Here is a 25,300-nt window from a genome sequence, read left to right on the forward strand (position 1 = left end):
ATGACCGCCGCCAACGCCGGTGGCGCAGCCTCGTCGGCAACGAGGCCCTGTAACCTCGAGCGCGATCGGGCTAGGATCAGCGAAAAGAGGAGCATCCATGGCAGGTCATGCCGACAGGGACAGCGAGCACGAGTCGCGCCGCATCCTGGACCGCATTGCACGCGAGACCGAGCCCGGCGGCCTGCCATCCGACCGGCATGCAGCCGACCAGGGTGATTTCGATCCAATTGAATATTGGGGCACCCGCATCGGCCGTGTGCTAGGCGTCATCCTGGCGATCGCGATGCTGATCGCTGTCGGTTATTACATCGCCCGCCATCTATAGGACCATCATGAACACCAGTCAGGCCGAGGCGCCCCGCGCCGTCATCGTCGTGTCCAGCCATGTTGCGCGCGGGTCCGTGGGCAATCGCGCTGCTGTCTTCGCGCTGGAGACACTGGGTTTCCCTGTATGGGCGGTCCCAACCGTGATTCTGCCCTGGCATCCCGGTCACGGTCGGGCGACAAGGATTGTTCCGCCTGCGGAACAATTTGCGGCGCTGATGGCCGACCTGGCGCGCGCGCCCTGGCTCGGCGAGGTCGGCGCCGTCCTTTCCGGCTATCTCGGCGAGGCAAGCCAGGCTGATGCCATTGCCGACCTGGTCGACGCGGTAAAGGCCAGGAATCCAGGTGCACTCTACGTCTGCGATCCGGTGATGGGCGATTCCGGCGGGCTTTATGTCCCCGAAGCAACCGCCAAGGCCCTGCGCGACCGGCTGATGCCGTTGGCCGATATCGCCACGCCGAACCGCTACGAACTCGCCTGGATGGCGGGAGCCGACCTGCCGGACCTGAAATCGACCACTGCGGCGGCGCTGGATGCTGGTCCGGCAACCATGCTGGTGACGTCGGCGCCGGCGATGATGTCGGGCAGCACCGGCAATCTCCTGCTCGATTCCAGCCAGGTGCTGCTCGCCGAACACCGTCTGATCGACCGGCCGCCGAATGGCCTCGGCGATCTCACCGGCGCGGTCTTTCTGGCCCGGACCCTGTCCGGTCAGCCACCCGCCAAGGCGCTGCAATCAACGACGGCCGCCGTCTACGAGATCCTGGCGCGTACGGCCAAACGTGGCGGCGACGAGTTGCAGCTGGAAACCGATGCGCAAAGCCTGTCGCAACCCATGGCGATGGTGCAGATGCGCCATCTCACGCATCCGGGTCGAGGTCGCACCGCATGACCGGAAACCCGGCCAACGTAACCGTGGCTGGGGTCGATGGCTGCAAGGCTGGCTGGATTGCGATGCGGCAGGATCCTGGCGGATCACCGATCGTCGGTGTCTATCCTGGCTTCGACGATCTCCTGACGGCCCTACCGTCTGATGCGATCGTGGCTGTCGACATGCCGATCGGTCTGCCCGAGGTTTCGGGCAAAGGCGGGCGCGGGCCCGAAGCACTGGTGCGCCCCTTGCTTGGCCAACGACAATCCAGCGTCTTCGCCATTCCATCGCGGGCAGCAGTCTATGCCGATACAGCCAGCTTCAGCACAGTCGAAGCCTGGTATGAGGCGCATCGGCGCGCCAGCGCCGTCGCGGCGGCGACGTCCAATCCGCCGCGGGGCGTCTCGATCCAGGCCTTCGGCATCTTCGGCAAGATCCGCGAGATCGACAGGCTTTTGACGGCGCGGCCGGATCTACGAGCGCGCGTTTTCGAGTCTCATCCCGAGGTGGCATTCTGGCGGCTCAATGGCGGCCGTGCGATGACCCTGCCCAAGAAGATCAAGGGCACGGTCAATCCAGCCGGCATGGAAGAGCGGCGGGCTTTGCTCGCCCGTCACGGCTATGAGCGCGCCTTTCTTGATCAGGCGCCGCCGAAAGGTGCCGCGGCGGACGATTTTCTCGACGCCGCTGCCATGTTGCTGGTTGCAGGCCGGATCGCGCGGGGCGAAGCTGCCTCCTATCCGAATCCGCCGGGGGTCGATGACAGAGGAATCCCTGTCGCTATCCATGTTTGAACGGTTTGGCATAGCGAGCTATGCGCCATGCATGGTTCTCGCGGGAGAGCTATGACAATTTTGCATTGATTGCCTGGCCAATTTGCCGTTAGTGCCATTCGCAGTGGAAACGAGCCGTCGCCGTCCAGCCTGGAAAGGTCCAGATGCCGCATCTCCCAGAACATCTCATTGCCGGTTATCGCAACTTCATCAACGGCCGCTATGTGGCCGAGGCCGATCACTACAGGTCGCTTGCACGCGAAGGCCAGGCGCCGGAGACGATGATCGTGGCCTGCTGCGATTCGCGCGCCGCGCCGGAGGTGATCTTCAATGCCGGCCCAGGCGAACTGTTCGTGCTGCGCAATGTTGCCAATCTGGTGCCACCCTATGCGCCTGATGGCGAGTACCATTCAACCTCGGCCGCGCTCGAGTTCGCGGTGCAGAGCCTGAAGGTCAAGAACATAGTCGTCATGGGGCACGGCCGCTGCGGTGGCATTCGCGCCGCGCTCGATACAACATCCGCTCCGCTGTCGCCGGGCGATTTCATCGGCAAGTGGATGAGCCTGATCGCGCCGGCCGCCGAAGCTGTTTCAGCCTCGACCATGATGACGACCGGCGAACGGCAGACGGCGCTGGAGCGCATCTCCATCCGCTATTCCATCGCCAACCTGCGCACCTTTCCCTGCGTGAAGATTCTGGAAGGCAAGGGCAAGCTCACCCTGCACGGCGCATGGTTCGATATTTCAACCGGCGAGTTGTGGGCGATGAACAACGAAACCGGCGATTTCGAACGGCCCGATATCAGCTGAAGACAACCACGGGCGGCACCGCCGGCCGCGTGCGCTTCACTTCTCATCCATACAGGCCTAGGTTGCATGGAGGAGGTGTCGTCCTGTGCCAGTTGTCGGCTCGTCGAAACTCTGTCTGGTCGTCCTTTACGTCCTGATGCTGGGTTCAGCGCGGGCTGACGACAACACCGTGATAGGCCGCTGGTATTCAGCACTGCTGGTTGCAGACCGCGGCCAGCTCGCGGACATGCTGACCGATGATGCCCGCATCCGATTGCAGGATGTCGATACCGAACAGAACAAGCAGCAGTTCCTTGCTTCGATGGACGAATGGCAGGGCGCGGTATCAGGCGCAAACATTCGGCATCGCATCGAAAGCGCCGACAACGGTCTGGTCACTGTCGTCGTCTGCTACGACTTTCCCGGTAATGATCTTCTGACAAGAGAGGTGTTCGCACTGAGCGACGAACGCATCACCGCATCCTCGCAAGCGACCATTGCGGAAAATTGCGACGGCTTCTGAGAAACCTGCGCCAGGCCCTTCGTCGCTGGCTATCCGACGCGGGCCGGCGGGGCCTGTCGTTGCACCGGCGGTCCCATCGGCCTACATCGGAAAGATATTGTCGTTCCGCCTTCCTCACGTTCAGCGAAAGTCCCCCAATGTCCGTATCCGATCTCGCCGCCCATGCTTTGACCAACTGGCAGGGGCCGCTCGGTCTTCCCGATTTCACGAAGATCGGCGATGAAGACTTTGGGCCGGTGTTCGAGGCGGCGCTGAAGGCGCATGAGGCGGAAATCGATGCCATAACCGCCAACACCGAACCGGCTACCGTCGAAAATACACTGCAGGCACTGGAGCTTGCCGGTGAAGCGCTCGACCGCGTCTCCTCGATCTTCTGGTGCCGGGCCGGTGCCCATACCAACGACGCCATCCAAGCCATGGAGCGCGAGGTCGCGCCGAAGATGTCGCGGCATTTCTCGGCAATCTCGATGAACGAGAAGCTGTTTGCCCGCATCGACGATCTCTATCAGCGGCGCGATGGCCTGAAGCTCGATGGCGAGACGTTGCGTGTCCTGGAACGGACCTGGAAAGGGTTCGTCCGCTCCGGTGCCAAGCTTGACGCCGAAGGCAAGAAGCGGCTTGCGGCGATCAACGAACATTTGTCTTCGCTTGGCACCACCTTCGGCCAGAACGTGCTGGCCGATGAGCGGGAATGGGCACTGTTTCTCGATGAGGCCGACCTTGCCGGCCTCCCCGATTTCCTGAGAAGCGCGATGGCGGAGGCCGCCGAGACGCGCGGCCAGAAGGGCCGCTATGCGGTGACGTTGTCGCGGTCGATCTACGAACCCTTCACCACCTTCTCCGAGCGTCGCGACCTGCGTGAGGGCGCATGGCGCGCCTTCACCCGGCGTGGCCAGAACGGCGGCGCCAGCGACAACACCGCGGTGGTGCGCGACATGCTTAGGCTGCGTGCCGAGAAGGCGAAGCTGCTGGGTTATGATTCCTTTGCCGCGCTGAAGCTCGACGACACCATGGCCAAGACACCGAAGGCCGTGCACGACCTGCTCGACCCGGTCTGGGAGAAGGCGCTGGAGAAGGCTGCGGCCGACCAGAAGGAACTGCAGCGGCTGGCGGTTGCTGCCGGCAGCAACGAACAATTCGCTGCCTGGGACTGGCGATTCTACCAGGAGAAACTGCGCGCCGAAAAGTTCGCTTTCGACGAGGCCGAACTGAAGCCCTATCTGCAGCTCGACCACGTCATCGCTGCCTGCTTCGACGTGGCGACGAAGCTGTTTGGCCTCACCTTCGAAGAGAAGAAGGGCATTGCCGGCTGGCATCCGGATGCGCGTGTGTTCGTGGTCAGGAACCCCGACGGATCGGAGCGCGCGCTCTTCCTGGCGGACTATTTCGCCAGATCGTCCAAGCGGTCCGGTGCCTGGATGAGTGCGCTGCAGTCGGGCTACAAGCTGGGCAAGGGTGCGAAGCCGATCATCTACAACATCATGAATTTTGCCAAGCCGCCCGTCGGCGAGGCCGCCTTGCTGTCAGTGGACGAGGCCAAGACCCTGTTCCATGAATTCGGCCATGCGCTGCACGGCATGCTGACCGACGTCACTTGGCCGTCGGTTTCGGGCACTTCGGTCAGCCGCGACTTTGTCGAGCTGCCTTCGCAGCTCTACGAACATTGGCTGACGGTGCCGGCAGTGCTGGAAAAACACGCACTGCATGTGAAGACCGGCAAGCCGATGCCAAAGGAACTGCTCGACAAGATGCTGGCGGCGCGCACGTTCGGCGCCGGCTTCGCCACGGTCGAGTTCACCGCCTCGGCGCTGGTCGACATGGCCTATCATGCGCGTTCGGATGCACCGGCCGAACCGCTGGCCTTCGAGACGGAGACCCTTGAGAAACTCGCGATGCCGGACACGATCGCCATGCGCCATCGTACTCCGCATTTCAGCCATGTCTTCGCCGGTGACGGCTATTCAGCCGGCTACTATTCCTACATGTGGTCGGAGGTGCTCGATGCCGATGCCTTCTCGGCCTTCGAGGAAACCGGCGATCCGTTCAATCCGGCTCTGGCGAAAAAGCTGCGGGAAAACATCTACGCGGCCGGCGGCTCGAAGGATCCGGAAGAGCTCTATACCGCCTTCCGCGGCAAGATGCCGACCGCGGATGCCATGATGGTGAAGCGCGGGCTGACCTGATCCTGTTCCTCATGCCTGTCCGGTGGATGAGGCGCTGGAGGGCCTGCTAACGCGCTAGCGCGGCGCTAGCCTTTCAGGCTGGCGCCGATCAGAAGGTCGGCCTGTTTGGCAACCGACTGCGAGGGACCGCCCGGGCCGAAGATCTGGCTTGAGATGTAGGCGCCTTCGATGAGAAGCAGCAGGCCGTCGCCCAGCGTGCCGGGGTCGGCCGCCCCCATCTCCTTGGCCATGGCGCGCAGACGACGGCGCAGTTCGCGCTTGTTCTCTTCGCTGACCACGCGCGCGGGGTGACCGGGTTCGGGGTATTCGACCGCTGCATTGGTCATGCCGCAGCCGCGGTAGCCCTGTTTCTGCGAGCGTTTGCCGACGCGCGTCAGGAACGCGATGATCTGAGCCCGCGCATCGCCCTGATGCGCAGCCACTGCTTCGTCGAAACGCTCCCAGAACTCGATGTCGTATTTACGCAGATAGGATGCCGCGAGCTCGTCCTTCGATGAAAACGAGCGATAGAGGCTTGGCTTGGTGACGCCCGCCTTTTTCACGATCTCGTCGACGCCGATCGCCCGGATGCCTTCGCGGTAGAAGAGCTCATGCGCGACGCCGAGGATTTTCTCGGCCGCCGGCGGCAAGGCTGCGTCTCGCGAAACGCTGGGTTCAATATTTTTGTCAGTGGGCATGAGGTGTTCCAATTGACATGTTACTAACCGGTACGTACACATTCGGCAACTGCAACGTACCGGTCAGTAACATGATAGTCCAGCCCCGCCCGTTTGGCCAGCGCTACGCCTTCGTCGTCGTTGCGGTCATCTTCCTCTCCCTGCTCATCGCCGCGGGCCTGCGTTCCGCGCCCTCCGTGATGATGCTGCCGCTGGAGAATGATTTCGGCTGGCGCCGCGACGTGGTGTCGCTGGCAGCCGCCATCGGCATTTTCCTTTATGGCATGACCGGTCCTTTCGCCGCCGCGCTGATGGAACGCATCGGCCTGCGCAAGACGGTGATCGGTTCGCTGGTGGTGATGTCGGCATCCACCGGGCTTTCGCTGTTCATGACGCAGTCCTGGCAACTCATCGCCACCTGGGGTGTATTCTCCGGCGTCGGTTCGGGCGCTGTCGCCACCGTACTCGGCGCCACCATCGTCAACCGCTGGTTCAAGACCAACCGCGGCCTGGTCATGGGCCTGATGTCGGCGTCCAGCGCGACCGGCTTGCTGATCTTCCTGCCTTTCCTGGCCTGGCTTGCACAGTCGGGTGGCTGGAAGCCGGTGGCGCTCGTCATTGCCATCGCCACCGCAGCTCTGGTGCCGTTGGTCTGGCTGCTGGTGCCGGAGCGGCCGGCGTCGATCGGCCAGGTGCGTTTCGGCGCCGAACCCGACGATGTGCCGCCGACGCCGCCAGCGGCAGCCGGCAACTTCATCTCCCATACGCTGAGCACACTGCGCGAAGCAGCCAGGACACGCGTGTTCTGGTACCTCTTTGCCACTTTCTTCATCTGCGGCTTCACGACCAACGGTCTTGTCGGCACGCATCTGATCGCGTTCTGTGCCGACAATGGCATCAACGAGATCCAGGCTGCCGGTCTGTTGTCGCTGATGGGTATCTTCGACCTCATCGGCACGACCCTGTCGGGCTGGCTTACCGACCGTTTCGATCCGCGCAAGCTGCTCGGCGTCTATTATGCCATTCGTGGCCTCTCGCTGATGTATCTGCCTTATTCCGGTTTCTCGGCGACCGCGCTCATCGTTTTCGCGGTGTTCTACGGGCTGGACTGGATCGCCACCGTGCCGCCGACGTTGCGTTTGTCCAACGAAGCCTTCGGTGATGCCAAGGGACCGCTGGTGTTTGGCTGGATTGTTGCCGGCCATCAGGTCGGCGCGGCTACGGCCGCGTTCTTCGGCGGAGCTATGCGGGAGTTCCAGGGCAGCTATGAGCTTGCCTTTGTCATTGCCGGCATGACCGGCATCATCGCCGCCTGCCTGTCGCTGCTGATCAACACCAACCGCCCAATGCTGGAGCCGAAAGAGCAGCCGGCCTGATTCCAGAGCGTTTCCGTTTTTCACGGAAACGCTCTGTCTTCTTTTGCTGGAATTATCCCAGCGGCGGCAAACTGTGGACCGTCAAGAAAGTTTCACGTCTCCGAAATGCGGCTGAAACAATGGCCAAGGACCTTGGCGGCACCCATTCGCCGCCAAGGAGCCAGCCATGAGCAAGCCAACCAGCATCAACCGCCGTGCCTTCATCGTCTCGACAGGGGCAGCTGGCCTGGTCGGATTGTCGGGTTTGGCCATGCCTTATTATTCGCGTGCGAACACGCGGCCGGCCTTTACCCACGGTGTCCAGTCGGGCGACATCGACGCGATATCAGGCATGATCTGGACGCGCGCCGACAGGCCATCGCGCGTGCAGTTCGAAGTGGCGACGACGGAAAGTTTCGCCAATGCCGAACGCCTGGCACCGCTCAATGCGCTGCCTGACAGCGACTATGCGGTGAAACGCCTGCTCACAGACCTGGCGTCGGACCAGGACATCTTCTATCGGATGACGCTTGCCGACCTGAATGACATCAACGCGGTGTCCGAGCCGATCGTCGGCCGTTTCCGCACCGCGCCGACCTCGCGCCGCTCCGTGCGCTTCGCATGGTCGGGCGATACCGCCGGCCAGGGCTGGGGCATCGATGAGGTCGGCATGAAGACCTATGCCTCGATCGCCAGGCACACGCCCGATTTCTTCCTGCATTCGGGCGACACGATCTATGCCGATGGCGCCATGAAGGACGAGGTTGATCTCAAGGACGGCACAAAGTGGAAGAACGTCGTGCTCATCGACGAGAAGCGCAAGGTTGCCGAGACGCTCGACGAATATCGCGGGCAGTGGAAATACAACCTGCTCGACAAGAACCTGCTTGCCATGAACGCGGCACTGCCGACTTTCTTCCAATGGGACGACCATGAGGTGGTCAACAACTGGTCGAGCTCGAAAGATCTGACCGCCGACGACCGCTACAAGGAAAAATCGATTGCCGTGCTGGCGGCACGTGCCGGCCGAGCCTTCCATGAGATGACGCCGATCCGCTTCACGCCGGCCGAGCCCGGTCGGGTCTATCGCAAGATCGCGTATGGTCCGCTGGTCGACGTCTTCTTCCTCGACATGCGCTCCTATCGCGGCGCCAACGGCCCGAACCTGCAGACCGAACTCAACGCGGGCTCGCGCATGCTGGGCGAGCAGCAGACCCGCTGGCTCAAGCGCGAGCTCGCCAATTCCAAGGCCACCTGGAAGGTGATTGCCGCCGACATGCCGATCGGCCTGGTGGTGTGGGACGACGCCGCCAACAAGAAAGGCTCGGAAGCGGTCGCCAATGGCGACAACGGCCCGGCCAAGGGGCGCGAGCTCGAATTCGCCGACCTGCTGCGCTTCATCAAGAATGCCGGCATCACCAACACGGTCTGGCTGACGGCGGACGTACACTACACAGCAGCCCATCACTACAGCCCGGATCGCGCGCAGTTCCAGGATTTCGAGCCGTTCTGGGAATTCGTCTCCGGGCCGATACACTCCGGTACCTTCGGTCCCAACGATCTCGACATGACCTTCGGGCCGGAAGTGAAGTATGTGAAGGCGCCGAGCGCCGAGCAAGGCCAGAACCTGCCGCCTTCCGCAGGCTTTCAGTTCTTCGGCCTTGTCGACATCGACGGTATTACCGGGCAGCTGACCGTCAGGCTGATGGATCGCGACGACAACGAGCTCTACAAGACGACGCTCGATCCGGTTCGGGCTGCGTGATCTGGGATCAGTGCTCGAAGCAGGCGGCGGGCACGTTTGGCCAGGTCGCCTTCTCACAACCGATATCGGCCTGGCGCTGCTTGAAGGCGGCGCTAACCGGGCCGGTAACGATCGGGTCGACCCCGTCCGGAGCGTCCGCAAAGAGCTTTTCCGCCTGCGTCGTCACCACGGCCATCGGCTTGTCGGCGGGCGTTGCTGCCGACCATGCGCCACCCAGCGCCAGCAAGGCGACGAGCGTGGCCGAGAGGGAGATCATCACGAACCGGTTCAGACTGCGTATCATGGACGCCCGAATGCTCCACAGCGGAAAAGGTTCCGCGTTTGGTTAATGAAATTCTACGCTGCTGCCACTTAACAAAAGGTGACCAACCAACTGCCGGCACGCCGCCCCCTTTCGCAAATGCGAAAAACCCTGTATGAGCCGCGCAACTGAAAAAGGCGGCGTCTCGATTTGACTATCCGGGCGTGCTGCCTGAACAACCTCCGAGACCCAGCATGAACATCCGCAATATCGCGATCATCGCGCACGTCGACCATGGCAAGACCACTCTGGTCGACCAGCTCCTCAAGCAGTCCGGCTCGTTCCGCGAGAACCAGCGTGTCGCCGAACGCGCGATGGATTCGAACGACCTCGAAAAGGAACGTGGCATCACCATCCTGGCCAAGGCGACTTCGGTCGACTGGAAGGATACCCGCATCAACATCGTCGACACCCCCGGCCACGCCGACTTCGGTGGTGAAGTCGAGCGCATCCTGTCGATGGTCGACAGCGCCATCGTTCTGGTCGACGCCGCAGAAGGCCCGATGCCGCAGACCAAGTTCGTGGTCGGCAAGGCGCTGAAGGTAGGCCTGAAGCCGATCGTCGTGATCAACAAGATCGACCGCCCGGACGGCCGCCACCAGGAAGTCATCAACGAGGTGTTCGATCTGTTCGCAGCCCTCGATGCCACCGACGAGCAGCTCGATTTCCCGATCCTCTATGGTTCGGGCCGCGATGGCTGGGTATCCGAGAATCCGGAAGGTCCGAAGGACCAGGGTCTGGCACCGCTGTTTGATCTGGTGCTCAAGCATGTTCCGGAACCGACGGTCCATCCCGGTCCGTTCCGGATGATCGGCACCATCCTGGAGGCCAATCCGTTCCTCGGGCGCATCATCACCGGCCGCATCCATTCCGGCACGTTGAAGCCGAACCAGGCGGTCAAGGTCCTGCACCATGACGGCTCCCTGCTGGAAAACGGCCGCGTATCGAAGATCCTGGCGTTCCGCGGTCTCGAGCGCCAGCCGATCGAAGAAGCGCAGGCAGGCGACATCGTCGCCATCGCCGGCCTGTCGAAAGGCACCGTTGCCGACACGTTCTGCGACCCGGCCGTCACCGAGCCGCTGCATGCGCAGCCGATCGATCCGCCGACCGTCACCATGTCCTTCATCGTCAATGATTCGCCGCTCGCCGGCACCGAAGGCGACAAGGTCACCAGCCGTGTCATCCGCGACCGCCTGATGAAGGAAGCTGAAGGCAACGTCGCGCTCCGGATCGAGGAATCAGCCGACAAGGACTCGTTCTTCGTGTCGGGCCGTGGTGAACTGCAGCTTGCCGTCCTGATCGAGACGATGCGCCGCGAAGGCTTCGAGCTTGCCGTGTCGCGCCCGCGCGTCGTCATGCAGAAGGACGAGGACGGCCAGCTGCTCGAGCCGATCGAAGAAGTCGTCATCGACGTCGATGAGGAACACGCCGGCGTCGTCGTGCAGAAGATGTCTGAGCGCAAGGCCGAGATGGTCGAGCTGCGTCCTTCGGGCGGCAATCGCCAGCGCCTGGTGTTCCACGCGCCGACGCGCGGCCTGATCGGCTATCAGTCGGAACTGTTGACCGACACGCGCGGCACCGCGGTGATGAACCGTCTGTTCCATTCCTACCAGGGCTACAAGGGTGAACTGCCCGGCCGTACCAATGGCGTGCTTATCTCCAACGAGCAGGGCGAATCGGTCGCCTATGCGATGTGGAACCTTGAAGATCGCGGCCCGATGGTCATCGACGCCGGCGTCAAGGTCTACCAGGGGATGATCATCGGCATCCACTCGAGGGACAACGACCTTGAAGTGAACGTGCTGAAGGGCAAGAAGCTCACCAACATCCGCGCCGCCGGCAAGGATGAAGCGGTCAAGCTGACGCCGCCGATCCGCATGACGCTGGAACGCGCGCTCGCCTGGATCCAGGACGACGAACTGGTCGAAGTGACGCCGAAGACGATCCGCCTGCGCAAGCTCTATCTCGACCCGAACGAGCGCAAGCGCTTCGAGAAGTCGAAGGTCAGCGCGGCCTGATGGTTTTATAAAGGGCGGGGATTTCCCCGCCCTTTCTTTTTTGACCGGTCATTGTGGGCGAGCGTTGCGCAGGATCACCTCAGCGTCGTCCACGGCAAGGTCAATCTCTACCCGGCAACCGTCCCGAACCGGCCGGTTGAGGCCAGCGGCCGTGATGATGTGGCCGGCATCCGCCATGGTACCGATCCGGGCGCGGGGCAGGCCAAGTTCCATCGCGAGCAGACGGTCGAGCCGGATGGCGACCGGGACTGGTGTGGCTAGAACGATCTCCAGTCGGTCCGTTGCGGCTGACCCCTTAGCCAGTTCTTCCTTGCGGACGACGTTTCCAGCGAATTCCTCGACCCTGTATGCGAACCGGCGCAGGGCCGCGACATCGAAGGCGTAACGCCTGACCAGTGCCGGATCATTGGCCTCCAGGGCCGAAAGCAGATCCGGATCGAGGTCGCGGGCGTTGCGGCGCTCGAACAGCGTGTGGTTCCAGGTGTCGTCGCATGTGGTGCATTTGTAGACGAGCCAGGCATCGAGCCGCCTGCCATTGGCGTTGAGCCGGAATTTATCGCTGCATTCGAAGGCGCGCTGCGTGCCGCAACGTGGACAGGAGCGCCAGGGGCGGGGGAAACGGTTTGCAATGAGGGTCCATCGGACGCGGAGCGTGCACGACATGCCGGTTGGTCCTTCCCGTCAGGAAGTCCGTCCAAGCAGCGATGAACGAGATGCCTCTCTTTGAGGCGCGGAATGGCGTTCGTGTGGAAATCAGGCGAGAGAGCCTTCGAGTCCGGCGCAGAGGCGCTGGCCAAACCGGTCTCGAACCGCCACAGGAACGAACGCAATTGTAAAGTGGCAACGCTTGCACGCTGCCATGCGAGTTCTGGGAGAGCTGACGAGACCGGCGGTTACGATGGCAAAGTCGGGAGCCTGAGGCTGATGACGATGCGGCGTTCTAGCGAGCAGCGTCGATGAGATCAAGCCGTGTTCTCACGGCTCATCGCCACGAACGTCGAACGGGAAAGCGAACTCATCGCCCCCGATTGCATGGGATGACATTCGGCCTATGCTTCGGCGCCTGCCTCAAGGAGCGCGTCCATGACGTTCACGTCCCTTCTCATTTTCGCCGGTGCGCTGTTCGTCGCCGCCGGCTCACCCGGTCCTTCGATCGCTGCGCTGGTGGCGCGGGTGATCTCAAAAGGGTTCCGCGACGTGCTGCCGTTCCTGATGGCCATGTGGATCGGCGAAGCGATCTGGCTGTCCTTTGCGGTGTTCGGGCTGGCGGTGGTGGCGCAGACCTTCCATCTCGCCTTCGTCGCCATCAAATGGCTCGGCGTTGCCTATCTCGCCTACCTCGCCTGGAAGATGTGGACGGCGCCGGTCGAAGCGAACGAAGGCTCGCTACCGAAGGACGATTCGCCGGTGAGGCTTTTCCTTGCCGGCATGGCGGTTACCCTCGGCAATCCCAAGATCATGATGTTCTATCTGGCGCTGCTGCCGACCATCATCGACCTGGCCTCCGTCTCCATGCTCGGCTGGATGGAACTGACGGCGACGATGGCCGTGGTGCTGATCGTCATCGACTTCGCCTGGATCCTGGCGGCGGCGCAGGCGCGCAGGCTGTTGAAAAGCCCGCACGCCATGCGCATCGCCAACCGGGTTTCCGCCGGAACCATGGCCGGCGCTGCCGCGGCGATCGCTGCGCGAAGCTGAATCTTCTTCTCCCTGGGAAAAGAATGCTACCGCGCCATTGCGTGGTATTCGGCGTTGGGCCGCATGTCGATGGCGGCGGCGACGCGGTTCGACATGTTGAAGAAGGCTGCGGTCGAAGCGATGTCCCAGATGTCGCGATCGGTGAACCCGACCTGGCGCAGGGCTTCGCGATCGGCCTCGACGATCTTTGCCGGCTGCTCGGTCAGCTTGACCGCGAATTCCAGCATGGCGCGCTGCTTTTCGGTGAGGTCGGCGGCGCGGAAGTTCATCACCATCATCTCGCCGAATGCCGGATCGCCGGACAATTGGCGCACCGCTGCCCCGTGCGCGGTCAGGCAGTAGTAGCAATGGTTGATGGAAGAAACGACGACCGCGATCATCTCGCGTTCGAGCTTGGATAATCCGGAATCACCCAGCATCAGGTCGTTGTAGGTGTCGGTGAAGGCGCGCAGTTTCTTTTCGTCGAAAGCGTAGGCCCTGAGCACGTTGGGCACGAGGCCGAGCTTTTCCTCACACTTTGCGAAATAGGCCCCGGTGGCGTCGCTCAGTTCCCCCTGGGGCAAGTCCAGTGCGGTGATTTTCTCGCTCATCGTGGTGTCCTTTCGCCGGCATCTGCAAATTTTCTATGCAGCCAGCATTTTTCTTAGGCAGCCGTCAAACCTTTGTCGCCAAAAGGCGATCATCTGCTACGATAGTCGCAATACAGCCTAAGGCGGAGGTAAATCGCATCATGGCCAGCCTGAAGTCCGCAACCAAACCAAAGAAACCTGTGGTGAAGGGAGGCGGAAAAGAAGGTCAAAGGCCAGGACGGCTGGCGGACCATCTGCTGGCGAGAGCACCATCCGAAGACGTTGCCGTCTATGACGCGGCCGATCTCGCCCGCGCTGCCGAACTGGCCGAGAATGCGGTTTCCCGCCATAAGAAGGGCGAAAGCATCGTCGCCATCGAGACGGCGTCCGGCGTGTCGCGCCAGGGGCGGCCGGTCACGGTGATCACCGTCGTCAACGACAACATGCCTTTCCTGTTCGATTCGATCCTCGGCGAGATCACCGAGGCCGCGGGTGAGCCGACACTGGTCACCCATCCTGTCATCGCGGTCAGGCATTCGAAGGCCGGTGTGGCCGAGATCGTCGGAGACGGTGGCCTCGCCAAGGAAGACGCAGGCCTCGACAAGGTCAGCGTGGTGCATGTCCATATCGGCCGGCTTTCGGAAGAAGCGGCCGCGGCGCTTGGCGCGCGGCTCACCAAGACGCTGGCGCAGGTACGCGCAGCCGTCGTCGACTGGAAGCCGATGCTGGCGCGTCTCGACCAGGCGATTTCGGAATTCCGCTACGCGCCGGTGCCGCTGGACAAGAAACATGTCGCCGAGGCCATCGCTTTCCTCGAATGGCTGCGCGACGACAACTTCACCTTCCTCGGCATGCGCGAGTTCAAATATTCGGGCGGTGAGAAGAGCGGCAGCCTTGAGCGCGCCGACAAGCCGGGGCTGGGCATTCTCTCCGATCCGGACGTGCTGGTGCTGCGGCGCGGCACCGAGGCAGTCACCACGACACCCGAGATCCGCGCCTTCCTGCACGGACCGGAACCGTTGATCGTCACCAAGGCCAATGCCAAGTCGGTCGTGCACCGGCGCATCTATCTCGACTACATCGGCATCAAGACCTACGACAAGAACGGCAAGCTGGCAGGCGAGCTGCGCATCGTCGGCCTGTTCACTTCGACCGCCTACACGCGCTCTGTGATGAAGATCCCCTATCTGCGCTCCAAGGCCGAGACGGTGATCGCCAAGTCCGGCTTCAATCCGGACGACCATTCCGGCAAGGCGCTGATCAATGTTCTGGAGAGCTATCCGCGCGACGAGCTGTTCCAGGTGCCGATACCCACCCTGCGTAAACATGCCGAGGCCATTCTCGGCCTGATCGAACGGCCGCGCGTGCGTGCGCTGGTGCGCGCCGACCAGTTCGACCGCTTCGTCTCCATCCTCGTTTTCGTGCCGCGCGACCGCTACGACAGCGTCGTGCGCGAAAAGATGGGCGCGTATCTCAAGACAGTTTTCGATGGTCGTTTGTCGGCTTATTATCCGGCTTTCCCGGAAGGCGGCCTCGCCCGCGTGCATTTCATCATCGGCCGCTCCGGCGGCAAGACGCCCAAGGTCGAGCAGGAAACGATCGAAGCGGCGATCCGCGATATCGTGCGCACCTGGGAAGATGCGCTGGCGGAAGCCGCCGAGGCCGGCGGCCACGATGCGGCGCTGAAGGCGATCGCCGCGCGTTTCCCGGAAAGCTATCGTGATTCCTTCTCGTCGGCGGTGGCGCTGGTCGATGCCGAACGCATCGCGAGGATCTCGGCCGAGAACCCGATCGACATCGATTATTATCGTGACGCCGGCCAGAAGCCCGAGCAGGCTTCGCTTAAGATCTATCACCACGGCAGTCCGGTGGCGCTGTCCCGGCGCGTGCCGTTGCTGGAAAACACCGGATTCCGGGTGATCAGCGAACGTACCTTCGAGATCGACAAGGAGGACGGCAACCGCGTCTTCATCCACGACATGGAGCTGGAGAACGCGTACGGCCAGCCGATCGATCTCGCCGACGAGGGCGCGCTGTTCGAGGACGTGTTCCTGGCGGTGTGGCGCGGCGACGTCGACAATGACGGCTACAACAGCCTTGCCCAGACAGCCGGGCTGAAAGCAACCGAGATCCTGGTGCTGCGTGCCTATGGCCGCTATCTGCAGCAGGCCGGCATTCCGCAGAGCCAGGACTTCATCGCGGCGACGCTGAACCGCTATCCGGATATCGCCCGGGGCCTCCATGCGCTCTTCGTCGCGCGGCATGGCGCGGACGCGGCGGGCGAAGGCGTGACCACGGCCAAGCACCTCAAGGCGAAGATCAAGGACGCGCTGGAGGATGTGCCCAGCATCGACGACGACACCATCATCCGTCGCTACCTCAACCTGATCGAGGCGACGCTGCGGACCAACCATTTCGTGGATGGCAAGAAGGAGCGCGGCCAGTCGCTGGCGATCAAGCTCGATTCGCGCGCCGTCGACGGATTGCCGGAACCCAGGCCATGGCGCGAGATTTTCGTGTACGGCTCCGAGGTGGAAGGCGTGCACCTGCGCTTCGGCGCGGTGGCGCGCGGCGGTCTGCGCTGGTCGGATCGCGCCCAGGACTATCGCACCGAGGTGCTGGGCCTCGTGAAGGCGCAGCAGGTCAAGAATGCGGTGATCGTACCGGTCGGCGCCAAGGGGGGCTTCTATCCGAAGCGCCTGCCGCCGGCCAGTCAGCGCGACCTGTGGTTCGAGGCAGGCCGTCAGGCTTACATCAATTTCGTTTCCAGCCTGCTGTCGATCACCGACAACATCGGCATCGACCATGTCGTGCCGCCGGCCGGTGTGGTGCGCCATGATGCCGACGATCCGTATTTCGTCGTCGCGGCCGACAAGGGCACGGCAACCTTCTCAGACACCGCCAATGCGATTTCGGAAAAGCACGGCTTCTGGCTGGACGACGCTTTCGCTTCGGGCGGCTCTGCAGGCTACGACCACAAGAAGATGGGCATCACCGCCAAGGGTGCCTGGGAAGCGGTGAAGCGGCATTTCCGTGAAATGAACCGCGACATCCAGACCTCGCCCTTCACGGTGGTCGGCGTCGGCGACATGTCGGGCGACGTGTTCGGCAACGGCATGCTTCTGTCGGAACAGACGAAGCTGATCGCGGCGTTCGACCATCGCGACATCTTCATCGATCCCGAGCCGGACGTGGTGGCCTCCTTTGCCGAGCGCAAGCGCATGTTCGACCTGCCGCGTTCGAGCTGGCAGGACTACGACAAGACGAAACTGTCCAGGAACGGCGTCATTGTCTCGCGCAACCAGAAGTCGATTACGCTGCCTGCTGAAGCCGCAGCGGCGATCGGCCTTGCCAAGACGACAGCGACGCCGGCCGAGATCATGACCGCCATCCTGAAGGCTCCGGTCGATCTTCTGTGGTTCGGCGGCATCGGCACCTATGTGAAGGCGGTTTCGGAGACCAACCAGGATGTCGGCGACCGCGCCAGCGATCCGATCCGTGTCAACGCCGTGGACCTGCGCGCCAAGGTGATCGGGGAGGGCGCCAATCTCGGCGTCACCCAGCGGGGCCGCATCGAGTTCGGACTGGCCGGCGGGCGCAACAATTCGGACGCCATCGACAATTCCGGCGGCGTCAACTGTTCCGACGTCGAGGTCAACATCAAGATCGCGCTGGCATCGGCCATGCGGAAGGGCTCGCTGGCGCGGCCTGCACGCAACAAGCTGCTGGCAGAGATGACCGATGAGGTCGGCAATCTGGTGCTCTCCAACAACTACGAGCAGACACTGGCACTGTCGCTCGCCCGCAAGCGCGGGCTGGCCGACATCGCGCATCAGGGCCGCTTCATGGCTGCGCTCGAAGCGCGTGGCCTGCTTGATCGCGCCGTCGAGACGCTGCCGTCGCCGGCTGCCCTTGCCGAGCGCGAAGCGAGAGGTGAACCGTTGACCCGGGCGGAACTCGGCGTCCTGCTCGCCTATGCCAAGATCGTGCTGTTCTCAGACATCGTCGCCTCGGATGTGCCGGACGACGGACATTTCAACACCGACCTGACCGGGTACTTTCCGGAACGGATGGTCAAGAAGTTCAATGAGGAGATCCATGGTCACCGGCTGCGGCGCGAGATCATCGCCCGTGTTGTCGCCAATGACCTGGTCAACCGCGGCGGACCATCCTTCACCAACCGGCTGATGGAAGCGACCGGACGCAGCGCGGCCGATGTGGTGCGCACCTTCGCGGTGATCCGCGACGGCTTCGGCCTGCCGGCGCTCTACAACGAGATCAACGCGCTCGACAACAAGATAGACGGCCAGGTGCAGATCGATCTCTACCAGATTGTAAGCCGGCTTATCTTTGTGACCGCCGGCTGGTATCTGAAGAACGATGCCGGCACCGCACCGCTCGGTCAGCGCATTGCCGAACTGCAGGAGGCCCGCAAGGCGCTTGAGCCGAAGCTGGTATCGCTGCTGTCGGATTTCTCGCGCGAGCGGCTGGAGGAGAAGCGGCACGGCCTGTTCAAGGTCGGCACGCCCGACAGACTGGCGGAACGGCTGGCTCTGGCCGACGTCGCTGAGCTGATCCCGGATATCGCCCTGACATCGCGCCTTGCCGGTTCGGATATCGTCGCGGCGGCGAAAGCCTTCTTTGCTGTGAGCGAAGCCTTCCGCATTCCGCGCATCGAGGAAGCCGCGCGATCGGTGACACCGCCCGACTACTACGATCAGTTGGCGCTGTCGCGCGCCACCGACACAATCGGTGCCGCACGGCGCGGCATCGCGGTGGCGGCACTCACGCAGCACGGCAAGGCAGCCGATCCGGTCGCGGCCTGGCTGGAGGCTGGCGGTGAGCGCATCGCCCGCGTGCGCGAACGGCTGCAGGCCCTGACGGAAGGCGGTGACATCACAGTGTCGCGTCTGTCGGTCGCCTCCGGCCTGATGAGCGACCTGATCGGGGCTTGATGCCCCGATTCCGATCCCTAGTCCGACCCGATCCGCAGCCTGGAAGCTTCGAGCCTCTAGGCTGCCAGCCGGGTTCTCGACAGGCCCTCGCGAATGTGGCGGGCAAGTTCGAGCGTCGCGGGGGCTGCATCGCGCGTCGGCAGATGCAGGTTGATCGCGAAAGACGGCAGTGGCGGCAGGCCGGCCTCCGCCGGCAGGATGTCGAGATGTGACGGCACGGTAAAAGCAAGCCATGCCGTTACCGCAAGATCCGTCGTCACCGTGGCGGTGGTGGCATCGATGCTGCCATTCTCGAACACCGTACGCCATTCGCGATCCTGACTGTGCAAGGCTGCCAGGACCGCGGGCCTGAAAGCACAGGTTTCGGCGACCATCGAAACCGGCAGCGGTGTCTTCAGATGCGCGACACCGCCCTTGGCGCCGACCCAGACCAGACGGTCGACGGCGAGGCACTCGCCTTCGGAGGCGCCGAGTGGCGTCTCGACCAAAGCCAGATCGATCTCACCCCTGGCCAGTGCTTGCGTGAGATCGGGCGATGATGCGCAGAACAACGAAATCTCGACCTGCGGAAAGGCGTCCGCGAAACCCTTCAGAACAGGCGCGATGAGCGGACCGGCGAGATCGAAGGGCACACCGAGCCGGACGGGCCCTTCGACACGGCGTGTCGTCATGTCTGCCCAGATTTCGTCGTTGAGGCCCAGCAGCGGTCGCGCCTTGCCTTGCAGGCGCTCTCCAGCGCTTGTGAGCCGCAGCCCACGTCGCTCACGCGAAAACAACTCATGGCCAAAGGCCTGTTCCAGCCGGGCTATCTGCTGGCTGACGGCACTTTGCGTGAGGTGCAGGGCATTGCCCGCAGCGGTCATGTTGCCGCGCTCGGCAACGGCGAGGAAGGTTCGGATCAGGGCAAGGTCGAGGTTGCGGGTCATAGCGCCATTATGATTGCTAATGCTGGCTATAATCAACATGCGTTTCTCTAATGGTGTATCCGGCGCTAGCTAGGACGCCGCCGTATCCTCCGGAGAAACGCATGTCGCTCGAAGCCGTCCTGCCGTTGTTCATCTTTGCGCTCGTCTCATCCATCACGCCGGGCGGAGCAACCACCATGTCCGCTGCTTCGGGCGCGAATTTCGGCTTCCGTCGGTCAATCCCGTTGATGGCCGGCATCGCCGCAGGGCTTGCCAGCATGGCGGCCGCTGCGGCACTCGGCTTGGCCGGCGTTCTGATTGCGATGCCTTCGCTGCAGATCGTCCTGAAAGCGGGAGGTTCGGCCTATCTGTTGTGGCTCGCCTGGAAGGTTGGACGGGCGGGGCCGCCAAGTCTCGACACTGCGCTGGTGCAGCCAACCAGTTTTGCCAACGGAGTTTGGCTGCTGTGGCTCAACCCCAAAGCCTGGGCGATGACTTTGGGCGCGGCCGCGTCTTTCGCCACGCTGGCCAGCGGTCCAGCACGGCTCGGCATCGTGCTGGCAGTCGCCTTTGGCCTGGCGGCCACCATCTCGGTGTCGGTCTGGTGTACCTTCGGCGCGCTGATGGCGCGGCTTATCCGCACCGATGCGCAATGGCGGGGGCTCAACATAGCGCTCGCCGTCCTGCTCGCCCTTTCGATCGTACAGGTGTGGTTCTGATGACGATGGCTGTTCGAGCGGACAAGGAGATTGGTTTCATCGGCCTCGGCGTGATGGGACAGCCGATGGCGCTGAACATGGCACGGGCGGGAACACCGCTTTTGGTCTGGAACCGATCGCCGGGTCTTTGCGAACCGTTGCGCGAAGCGGGTGCAAAGGTGGCTGCAAGTCCCGGCGAGGTTTTTGCCGGAACGGAGATCGTCATACTGATGCTCGCCACGGAGCAGGCGATCGATGCGATGCTGGCGCGGGGCACGACGGATTTCGCCGCGTATGTGTCGGGGCATATCATCGTGCATATGGGAACTACCTCTCCGGGTTATTCGCGCGACTTGCAGGCCGACATCCGCGCAGCCGGCGGCCACTATGTCGAGGCGCCGGTTTCGGGTTCGCGCAAGCCCGCAGAAGCGGGACAGCTCGTGGCGATGCTGGCTGGCGAGCCCGAAGCGGTGGAGGTGGTGCGGCCTCTGCTCTCGGCGATGTGCCGTGATACGGTTGTCTGCGGCGCGGTGCCGAATGCTCTCTTGATGAAGCTCGCAGTCAACATCTTCCTGATCACCATGGTGACGGGCCTGGCCGAGTCCGTGCATTTCGCCGAGCGCTACAATTTGAATCTCACCCAACTTGCTGCCGTGCTTGATGCTGGCCCCATGGCCAGCGATGTCTCGCGCATCAAGCTGGCGAAGCTGGTTGCCGGGGACTTCTCCGTGCAGGCGGCGATCACCGATGTCTTCAAGAACAACCGCCTGATCGCCGAGGCAGCGCGCGATGCAAAAGTCGCCTCGCCTTTGCTCGATGTCTGTCACGTGCTCTACGGTGAGACCGAAGCGATGGGGCTTGGTCAATCCGACATGGCCGCCGTCCTGCGCGCCATTGAAGCGCGCACGGCAAAGTCGCGCGATGCATGACCGGTAGCCGGATCGGGCAGCCCGGTGTCAGTGGCGCGGAATTTGAACAGCAAAAGATCGTGTTTGCGGCCCAGGCCGCAACCCTCGCGCAAGGTCACGGCGGCCAACTCCCCGCGGGTCTTTGCAGAACCGCGAAAAACGTGCAGACATGGGCCACCGCGAACGGGACAAAGCGGTGGAGGACAGATGAGCGACGTGACCATGCAGCGCGCTTCCGGGCGCGGCATCTGGGGCTGGATGTTCTTCGACTGGGCGGCGCAGCCCTTCTTCACGGTGGTCACAACCTTCATCTTCGGCCCCTATTTCGTCTCGCGCCTGTCGGCGGATCCTGCGATGGGCCAGGCGGTCTGGGGTTATGGGCTGGCCGCGGCGGGACTGGTGATCGCGGTGCTCTCGCCGATCCTCGGTTCGATCGCCGACCAGACAGGGCCACGCAAGCCGTGGATCGCCTTCTTCGCCACGATCAAGATCGTCAGCCTGATGCTGCTGTGGTTCGCTGCACCGGGATCGAACCTTTTCCTGATCGTGCTGTTCTTCTCGCTGGCCTCGGTGGCTGCGGAATTCTCGACGGTCTTCAACGATTCGATGATGCCGCGCCTGGTGCCCAAGGCGGAGATCGGCAAGATCTCCAACATCGCCTGGGGGCTCGGCTATCTCGGCGGCATGGTGGCGCTGATCTTCGTCGTGGCGTTGATGGCGGGCTCGCCGGAGACCGGCAAGACGATCGTCGGCCTCGACCCGATCTTCGGTCTCGACCCCAAGCTCGGCGAGGATGCCCGCGCCACCGGCCCGCTCTCTGCGCTGTGGTACTTCGTCTTCATCCTGCCGATGTTCTTTTTCACGCCGGATGCGGTCAAAGGCATTCCGGTCGGGCCGGCGGTCAGGCAGGGTCTGGCGGAGCTGAAATCGACGCTTGCCGAGGTGCGCAAGCGTGTCGGCATCTTCCGTTTCCTCGTCGCGCGCATGATCTACCAGGACGGCGTCAATGCGCTGCTTTCGCTCGGCGGTGCTTTCGCCGCGGCGATGTTCGGCTGGTCGATCACCGAGATCGGTGTGTTCGGCATCATCCTCAATGTCGTCGCCATTCTCGGCTGCTGGGTTGCGGCGCGGCTGGATACCGGGCTGGGGTCGAAGGTCGTGGTAATGATCTCGCTGGTGCTGCTGACCATCGCCACCGTCGGCATCATCTCGACCGGGCCGGGCTATACGCTGTTCGGCTGGCTGCAGCTTCCCGGCGTCGACAGCGGCGGTCTGTTCGGCACGCCGGCAGAGAAGGCCTATATCGTCTACGGCCTGCTGATCGGCGTGGCGTTCGGGCCGGTGCAGGCGTCGTCGCGCTCCTACATGGCGCGCAGTGTCACGGCAGAGGAGTCCGGCCGCTACTTCGGCATCTATGCGCTGGCGGGCCGGGCGACCAGTTTTCTGGCGCCATTCCTGATCGCCACCGTCACGGCGACGACCGGTTCGCCTCGCCTCGGCATGGCGATGATCATTCTGTTCCTGCTCGCTGGCATGATAATCCTCGCCGGCACGCCTTATCCGGCCGACAGGACGGAAGGCTGAGGCGAGTGCTTCAATCCGAAAAATCCGGAATCTGATAGAAAGCCCAGATACTTATCCTGTTTTTCAAGGAATGAAGCGTGAGAACAATCTCTGAGTCTCCTGGGATTTTGGGCTGAACATGCAGATGGATCATTCGCGATCCATCCTTCGTTTTTTTAACGCCCAGAGATTTCTGCCAGTCGCCAAATCCGTCGGCGACCTTTAAGCGAGAATCCTCGAATTGCTCGAACATGCTTTCCTCATTCAGGAAAGGATCGTCCGAAAGAAATTTGAATCTATTCCAGTCATTGCCTGCAACGGCCGCGATTATCTCCAGGATCCGCTGATGTTCGAAGTCCGAAATCGCGGCCATGTCGTCACCAGGACTAGTGCCGGAAATGCCTGATGCCGGTGAAGACCATGGCGATGCCGTGGTCGTCGGCTGCCTTGACGACGTCGTCGTCGCGCATCGAGCCGCCGGGCTGAATGACCGCCGTGGCGCCCGCTTCGACGGCGGCAAGCAACCCGTCGGCAAAGGGGAAGAAGGCGTCGGAAGCGACGACCGAACCCTTGGTCAGCGGCTCAGCGTGGCCGGCGGCTTCCGCAGCATCCAGCGCCTTGCGCGCCGCAATACGCGAGGAGTCGACACGGCTCATCTGGCCGGCGCCGATGCCGACCGTGGCATGGTCCCTGGCATAGACGATGGCATTGGACTTCACATGCTTGGCGATGCGGAAGGCAAATTTCAGGTCCGCCATTTCGGCTTCGCTCGGCGCGCGCCTGGTGACGACCTTGAGGTCGAGATCGTCGACCACGGCATTGTCGCGGTTCTGCACCAGGAGTCCGCCGGCCACTGATTTCACGATCGTGCCGGCCTGGCGCGGATTGGGAAGACCGTCGGTGACCAGCAGGCGCAGGTTCTTCTTGGCGGCGACGATCGCTGCGGCCTCTTCGGACACGTCGGGCGCAATGATCACCTCGGTGAAGGTCTTGACGATTTCCTCGGCAGCCTCGGCATCCAGCAGCCGGTTCAGCGCGACGATGCCGCCGAAGGCCGAGACCGGGTCGCAGGCCAGGGCCTTGAGATACGCTTCCCTGAGCGTGGCGCCTTCAGCAACGCCGCAAGGGTTGGCATGCTTGATGATCGCGACCGCGGCGCTGCGGGCCGGGTCGAATTCACCGGCCAGCTCGAAAGCGGCGTCGGTGTCGTTGATGTTGTTGTAGGACAGTTGCTTGCCCTGCAGCTGGCGTGCCGTTGCAACGCCGGGACGCCTGTCGCCATTCACGTAGAAGCCGGCCGACTGGTGCGGGTTTTCGCCGTACCGCATGACGCTTTCCAGCCGTCCGCCGAAGGCGCGCCATGTCGGCTGCTCGATCTTCAGTTCTTCGGCGAACCAGCCGGAAATCGCCGCATCATAGGCGGCCGTGCGGGCAAAGGCCTTTGCTGCAAGCTGCTTGCGGAAATCCAGCGGAAGCGCGCCGCCATTGGCGGCAAGCGCTTCAAGCACCGCGCTATAGTCCTCGGGTTCGGTGACGATGGCGACATAGGCGTGGTTCTTGGCCGAGGCGCGCACCATGGCCGGACCGCCGATATCGATGTTCTCCACGATGGCGGCGTAGCCGGCGCCGGAGGCGCGTACCTGTTCGAACGGGTAAAGATTGACCACGACCAGGTCGATCGGCTGGATGCCGTGGTCGCGCATGGCGGCGGCATGTTCCGGATCGTCGCGCACGCCGAGCAAGGCGCCATGCACCGAAGGATGCAGTGTCTTGACACGGCCGTCCATGATCTCGGGGAAGCCGGTCAGTTCAGACACGTCGCGCACGGCGATGCCGGCAGCAGCGATCGACTTGGCGGTGCCGCCGGTCGACACCAGTTCGACGCCAGCCTTGGCGAGTGCCGCCGCGAAATCGATGAGGCCAGTCTTGTCGGACACGGAAAGCAGCGCGCGACGAACGGGAACGAGATCCGGCGCGGGAATGTTCTTGGCGGCAACGGCCATGGCTGGCGGCCTTTCTGCGGGCTGAAGAAGATGGCCCGCGCCGTAGCACACGGAAGCTCAAAATCAAGCAGGGTCAGCGCCGGAAAGCGTGCCGGGCACAAACTCAGGCGGGTAGCGCGTCCATCTTGTCACGCCAGAAGGACAGGCGTTCCTTCAGCGCAGCGCCTTCGGGTTGGGAATCGTCCTCGAAACGCTCGAGCACCTCGATGGCGATGGCGTCCTGGCCATGTCGGTCGTATGCCGCCTGCAGCTGGGCTGCGCGATGGCTGCCCAGCCGAAGCGTGAACCACAACCGGTTCGGCATTGCGTCGAGATCCGGCGAATGCCCGACCCAGCGCTGATCCGCTTCAGCGCAGAACAGCCCATAAATCCCCGCCGGGACATCACGTTTCTTATAGGCCGCTACGGCGGCCTTCCTGTCGATGCTGCTCATGATGGAAACC

22 protein-coding genes are annotated in these 25,300 nt (G+C 63.1%); 14 read left to right on the plus strand and 8 right to left on the minus strand.

Annotated features, from left to right (window positions below):
* Positions 1-97 precede the first annotated feature (97 nt).
* The 6 genes from ACFWYE_RS11965 (at position 98) to ACFWYE_RS11990 (ending at position 5,463) form a co-directional block, all read left to right on the plus strand.
* Positions 98-325, plus strand: coding sequence for a hypothetical protein (locus ACFWYE_RS11965; RefSeq protein WP_379111575.1), 228 nt, complete (start codon positions 98-100; stop codon positions 323-325).
* Positions 326-332: 7 nt separating this feature from the next.
* Complete coding sequence (pdxY, locus tag ACFWYE_RS11970) at positions 333-1,217, plus strand: pyridoxal kinase PdxY (protein ID WP_379065450.1); 885 nt, start codon at positions 333-335, stop codon at positions 1,215-1,217.
* Entirely contained in the window at positions 1,214-1,990 is a 777-nt protein-coding gene (locus ACFWYE_RS11975; RefSeq protein WP_379111577.1) for a DUF429 domain-containing protein, read from the plus strand. The genes pdxY and ACFWYE_RS11975 overlap by 4 nt, the downstream gene beginning before the upstream one ends.
* Positions 1,991-2,133: 143 nt before the next feature.
* A complete protein-coding gene (locus ACFWYE_RS11980; RefSeq protein WP_379065453.1) occupies positions 2,134-2,778 on the plus strand; it encodes a carbonic anhydrase in 645 nt (214 codons plus the stop codon).
* Between the two features lie 85 nt (positions 2,779-2,863).
* On the plus strand, positions 2,864-3,280 hold the full coding sequence (locus ACFWYE_RS11985; protein ID WP_379111579.1) for a nuclear transport factor 2 family protein: 417 nt from the start codon (positions 2,864-2,866) through the stop codon (positions 3,278-3,280).
* Positions 3,281-3,417: 137 nt separating this feature from the next.
* The gene (locus tag ACFWYE_RS11990) at positions 3,418-5,463 is read left to right on the plus strand and encodes a M3 family metallopeptidase (protein ID WP_379065458.1); all 2,046 of its coding nucleotides are present in this window, start codon (positions 3,418-3,420) and stop codon (positions 5,461-5,463) included.
* 65 nt (positions 5,464-5,528) lie between these two features.
* Here the strand turns inward: ACFWYE_RS11990 and ACFWYE_RS11995 are convergent, their stop codons facing one another.
* Positions 5,529-6,140, minus strand: a complete 612-nt coding sequence (locus ACFWYE_RS11995; protein ID WP_379065460.1) for a TetR/AcrR family transcriptional regulator — start codon at positions 6,138-6,140, stop codon at positions 5,529-5,531.
* A 71-nt stretch (positions 6,141-6,211) separates the two neighbouring features.
* On the opposite strand from ACFWYE_RS11995, the gene ACFWYE_RS12000 reads away from it, so the two are divergent.
* Both ACFWYE_RS12000 and ACFWYE_RS12005 read left to right on the plus strand, forming a co-directional pair.
* Positions 6,212-7,495, plus strand: a complete 1,284-nt coding sequence (locus ACFWYE_RS12000; protein ID WP_379111580.1) for an MFS transporter — start codon at positions 6,212-6,214, stop codon at positions 7,493-7,495.
* A 166-nt stretch (positions 7,496-7,661) separates the two neighbouring features.
* Positions 7,662-9,239, plus strand: coding sequence for an alkaline phosphatase D family protein (locus ACFWYE_RS12005; RefSeq protein WP_379111581.1), 1,578 nt, complete (start codon positions 7,662-7,664; stop codon positions 9,237-9,239).
* A gap of 7 nt (positions 9,240-9,246) precedes the next feature.
* On the opposite strand, the gene ACFWYE_RS12010 is transcribed toward ACFWYE_RS12005, so the two are convergent.
* On the minus strand, positions 9,247-9,522 hold the full coding sequence (locus ACFWYE_RS12010) for a hypothetical protein (RefSeq protein ID WP_379065464.1): 276 nt from the start codon (positions 9,520-9,522) through the stop codon (positions 9,247-9,249).
* A gap of 212 nt (positions 9,523-9,734) precedes the next feature.
* Between ACFWYE_RS12010 and typA the strand changes: the two genes are divergently transcribed.
* On the plus strand, positions 9,735-11,558 hold the full coding sequence (typA, locus tag ACFWYE_RS12015) for a translational GTPase TypA (protein WP_129412548.1): 1,824 nt from the start codon (positions 9,735-9,737) through the stop codon (positions 11,556-11,558).
* 48 nt (positions 11,559-11,606) lie between these two features.
* On the opposite strand, the gene ACFWYE_RS12020 is transcribed toward typA, so the two are convergent.
* Positions 11,607-12,221 carry a DUF1062 domain-containing protein gene (locus ACFWYE_RS12020; RefSeq protein ID WP_379111582.1) on the minus strand — a complete coding sequence of 205 codons (615 nt, stop codon included), beginning with the start codon at positions 12,219-12,221 and terminating at the stop codon, positions 11,607-11,609.
* Positions 12,222-12,641: 420 nt separating this feature from the next.
* Here ACFWYE_RS12020 and ACFWYE_RS12025 point away from each other — a divergent pair, with 420 nt between their 5' ends.
* Entirely contained in the window at positions 12,642-13,256 is a 615-nt protein-coding gene (locus ACFWYE_RS12025; protein ID WP_379111584.1) for a LysE family translocator, read from the plus strand.
* 26 nt (positions 13,257-13,282) lie between these two features.
* On the opposite strand, the gene ACFWYE_RS12030 is transcribed toward ACFWYE_RS12025, so the two are convergent.
* Positions 13,283-13,846 carry a peroxidase-related enzyme gene (locus ACFWYE_RS12030; RefSeq protein ID WP_379111586.1) on the minus strand — a complete coding sequence of 188 codons (564 nt, stop codon included), beginning with the start codon at positions 13,844-13,846 and terminating at the stop codon, positions 13,283-13,285.
* Positions 13,847-13,986: 140 nt separating this feature from the next.
* Here ACFWYE_RS12030 and ACFWYE_RS12035 point away from each other — a divergent pair, with 140 nt between their 5' ends.
* Positions 13,987-18,780, plus strand: a complete 4,794-nt coding sequence (locus ACFWYE_RS12035; RefSeq protein WP_379111587.1) for an NAD-glutamate dehydrogenase — start codon at positions 13,987-13,989, stop codon at positions 18,778-18,780.
* 56 nt (positions 18,781-18,836) lie between these two features.
* On the opposite strand, the gene ACFWYE_RS12040 is transcribed toward ACFWYE_RS12035, so the two are convergent.
* Complete coding sequence (locus ACFWYE_RS12040) at positions 18,837-19,706, minus strand: LysR family transcriptional regulator (protein WP_379065476.1); 870 nt, start codon at positions 19,704-19,706, stop codon at positions 18,837-18,839.
* Between the two features lie 101 nt (positions 19,707-19,807).
* Here ACFWYE_RS12040 and ACFWYE_RS12045 point away from each other — a divergent pair, with 101 nt between their 5' ends.
* From ACFWYE_RS12045 to ACFWYE_RS12055, 3 genes are all read left to right on the plus strand, one after another.
* Complete coding sequence (locus ACFWYE_RS12045) at positions 19,808-20,404, plus strand: LysE family translocator (protein ID WP_379111588.1); 597 nt, start codon at positions 19,808-19,810, stop codon at positions 20,402-20,404.
* Positions 20,404-21,312 carry an NAD(P)-dependent oxidoreductase gene (locus ACFWYE_RS12050; protein WP_379111590.1) on the plus strand — a complete coding sequence of 303 codons (909 nt, stop codon included), beginning with the start codon at positions 20,404-20,406 and terminating at the stop codon, positions 21,310-21,312. Before ACFWYE_RS12045 ends, ACFWYE_RS12050 begins: the two co-directional genes overlap by 1 nt.
* Positions 21,313-21,498: 186 nt before the next feature.
* Positions 21,499-22,875 (plus strand): MFS transporter, encoded by a 1,377-nt coding sequence (locus tag ACFWYE_RS12055; protein WP_379111592.1) that lies wholly within the window; start codon positions 21,499-21,501, stop codon positions 22,873-22,875.
* Between the two features lie 10 nt (positions 22,876-22,885).
* Here ACFWYE_RS12055 and ACFWYE_RS12060 read toward each other — a convergent pair whose 3' ends face one another.
* The 3 genes from ACFWYE_RS12060 to ACFWYE_RS12070 form a co-directional block, all read right to left on the minus strand.
* Positions 22,886-23,227 carry a hypothetical protein gene (locus tag ACFWYE_RS12060; protein ID WP_379111593.1) on the minus strand — a complete coding sequence of 114 codons (342 nt, stop codon included), beginning with the start codon at positions 23,225-23,227 and terminating at the stop codon, positions 22,886-22,888.
* Between the two features lie 13 nt (positions 23,228-23,240).
* Complete coding sequence (gene purH / locus ACFWYE_RS12065; RefSeq protein WP_379111594.1) at positions 23,241-24,857, minus strand: bifunctional phosphoribosylaminoimidazolecarboxamide formyltransferase/IMP cyclohydrolase; 1,617 nt, start codon at positions 24,855-24,857, stop codon at positions 23,241-23,243.
* Between the two features lie 103 nt (positions 24,858-24,960).
* Positions 24,961-25,290 (minus strand): GIY-YIG nuclease family protein, encoded by a 330-nt coding sequence (locus tag ACFWYE_RS12070; RefSeq protein WP_379111595.1) that lies wholly within the window; start codon positions 25,288-25,290, stop codon positions 24,961-24,963.
* Between the last annotated feature and the right edge of the window lie 10 nt (positions 25,291-25,300).

The sequence above is a fragment of the Mesorhizobium sp. NPDC059025 genome (assembly GCF_042739655.1).
GTDB lineage: Bacteria > Pseudomonadota > Alphaproteobacteria > Rhizobiales > Rhizobiaceae > Mesorhizobium.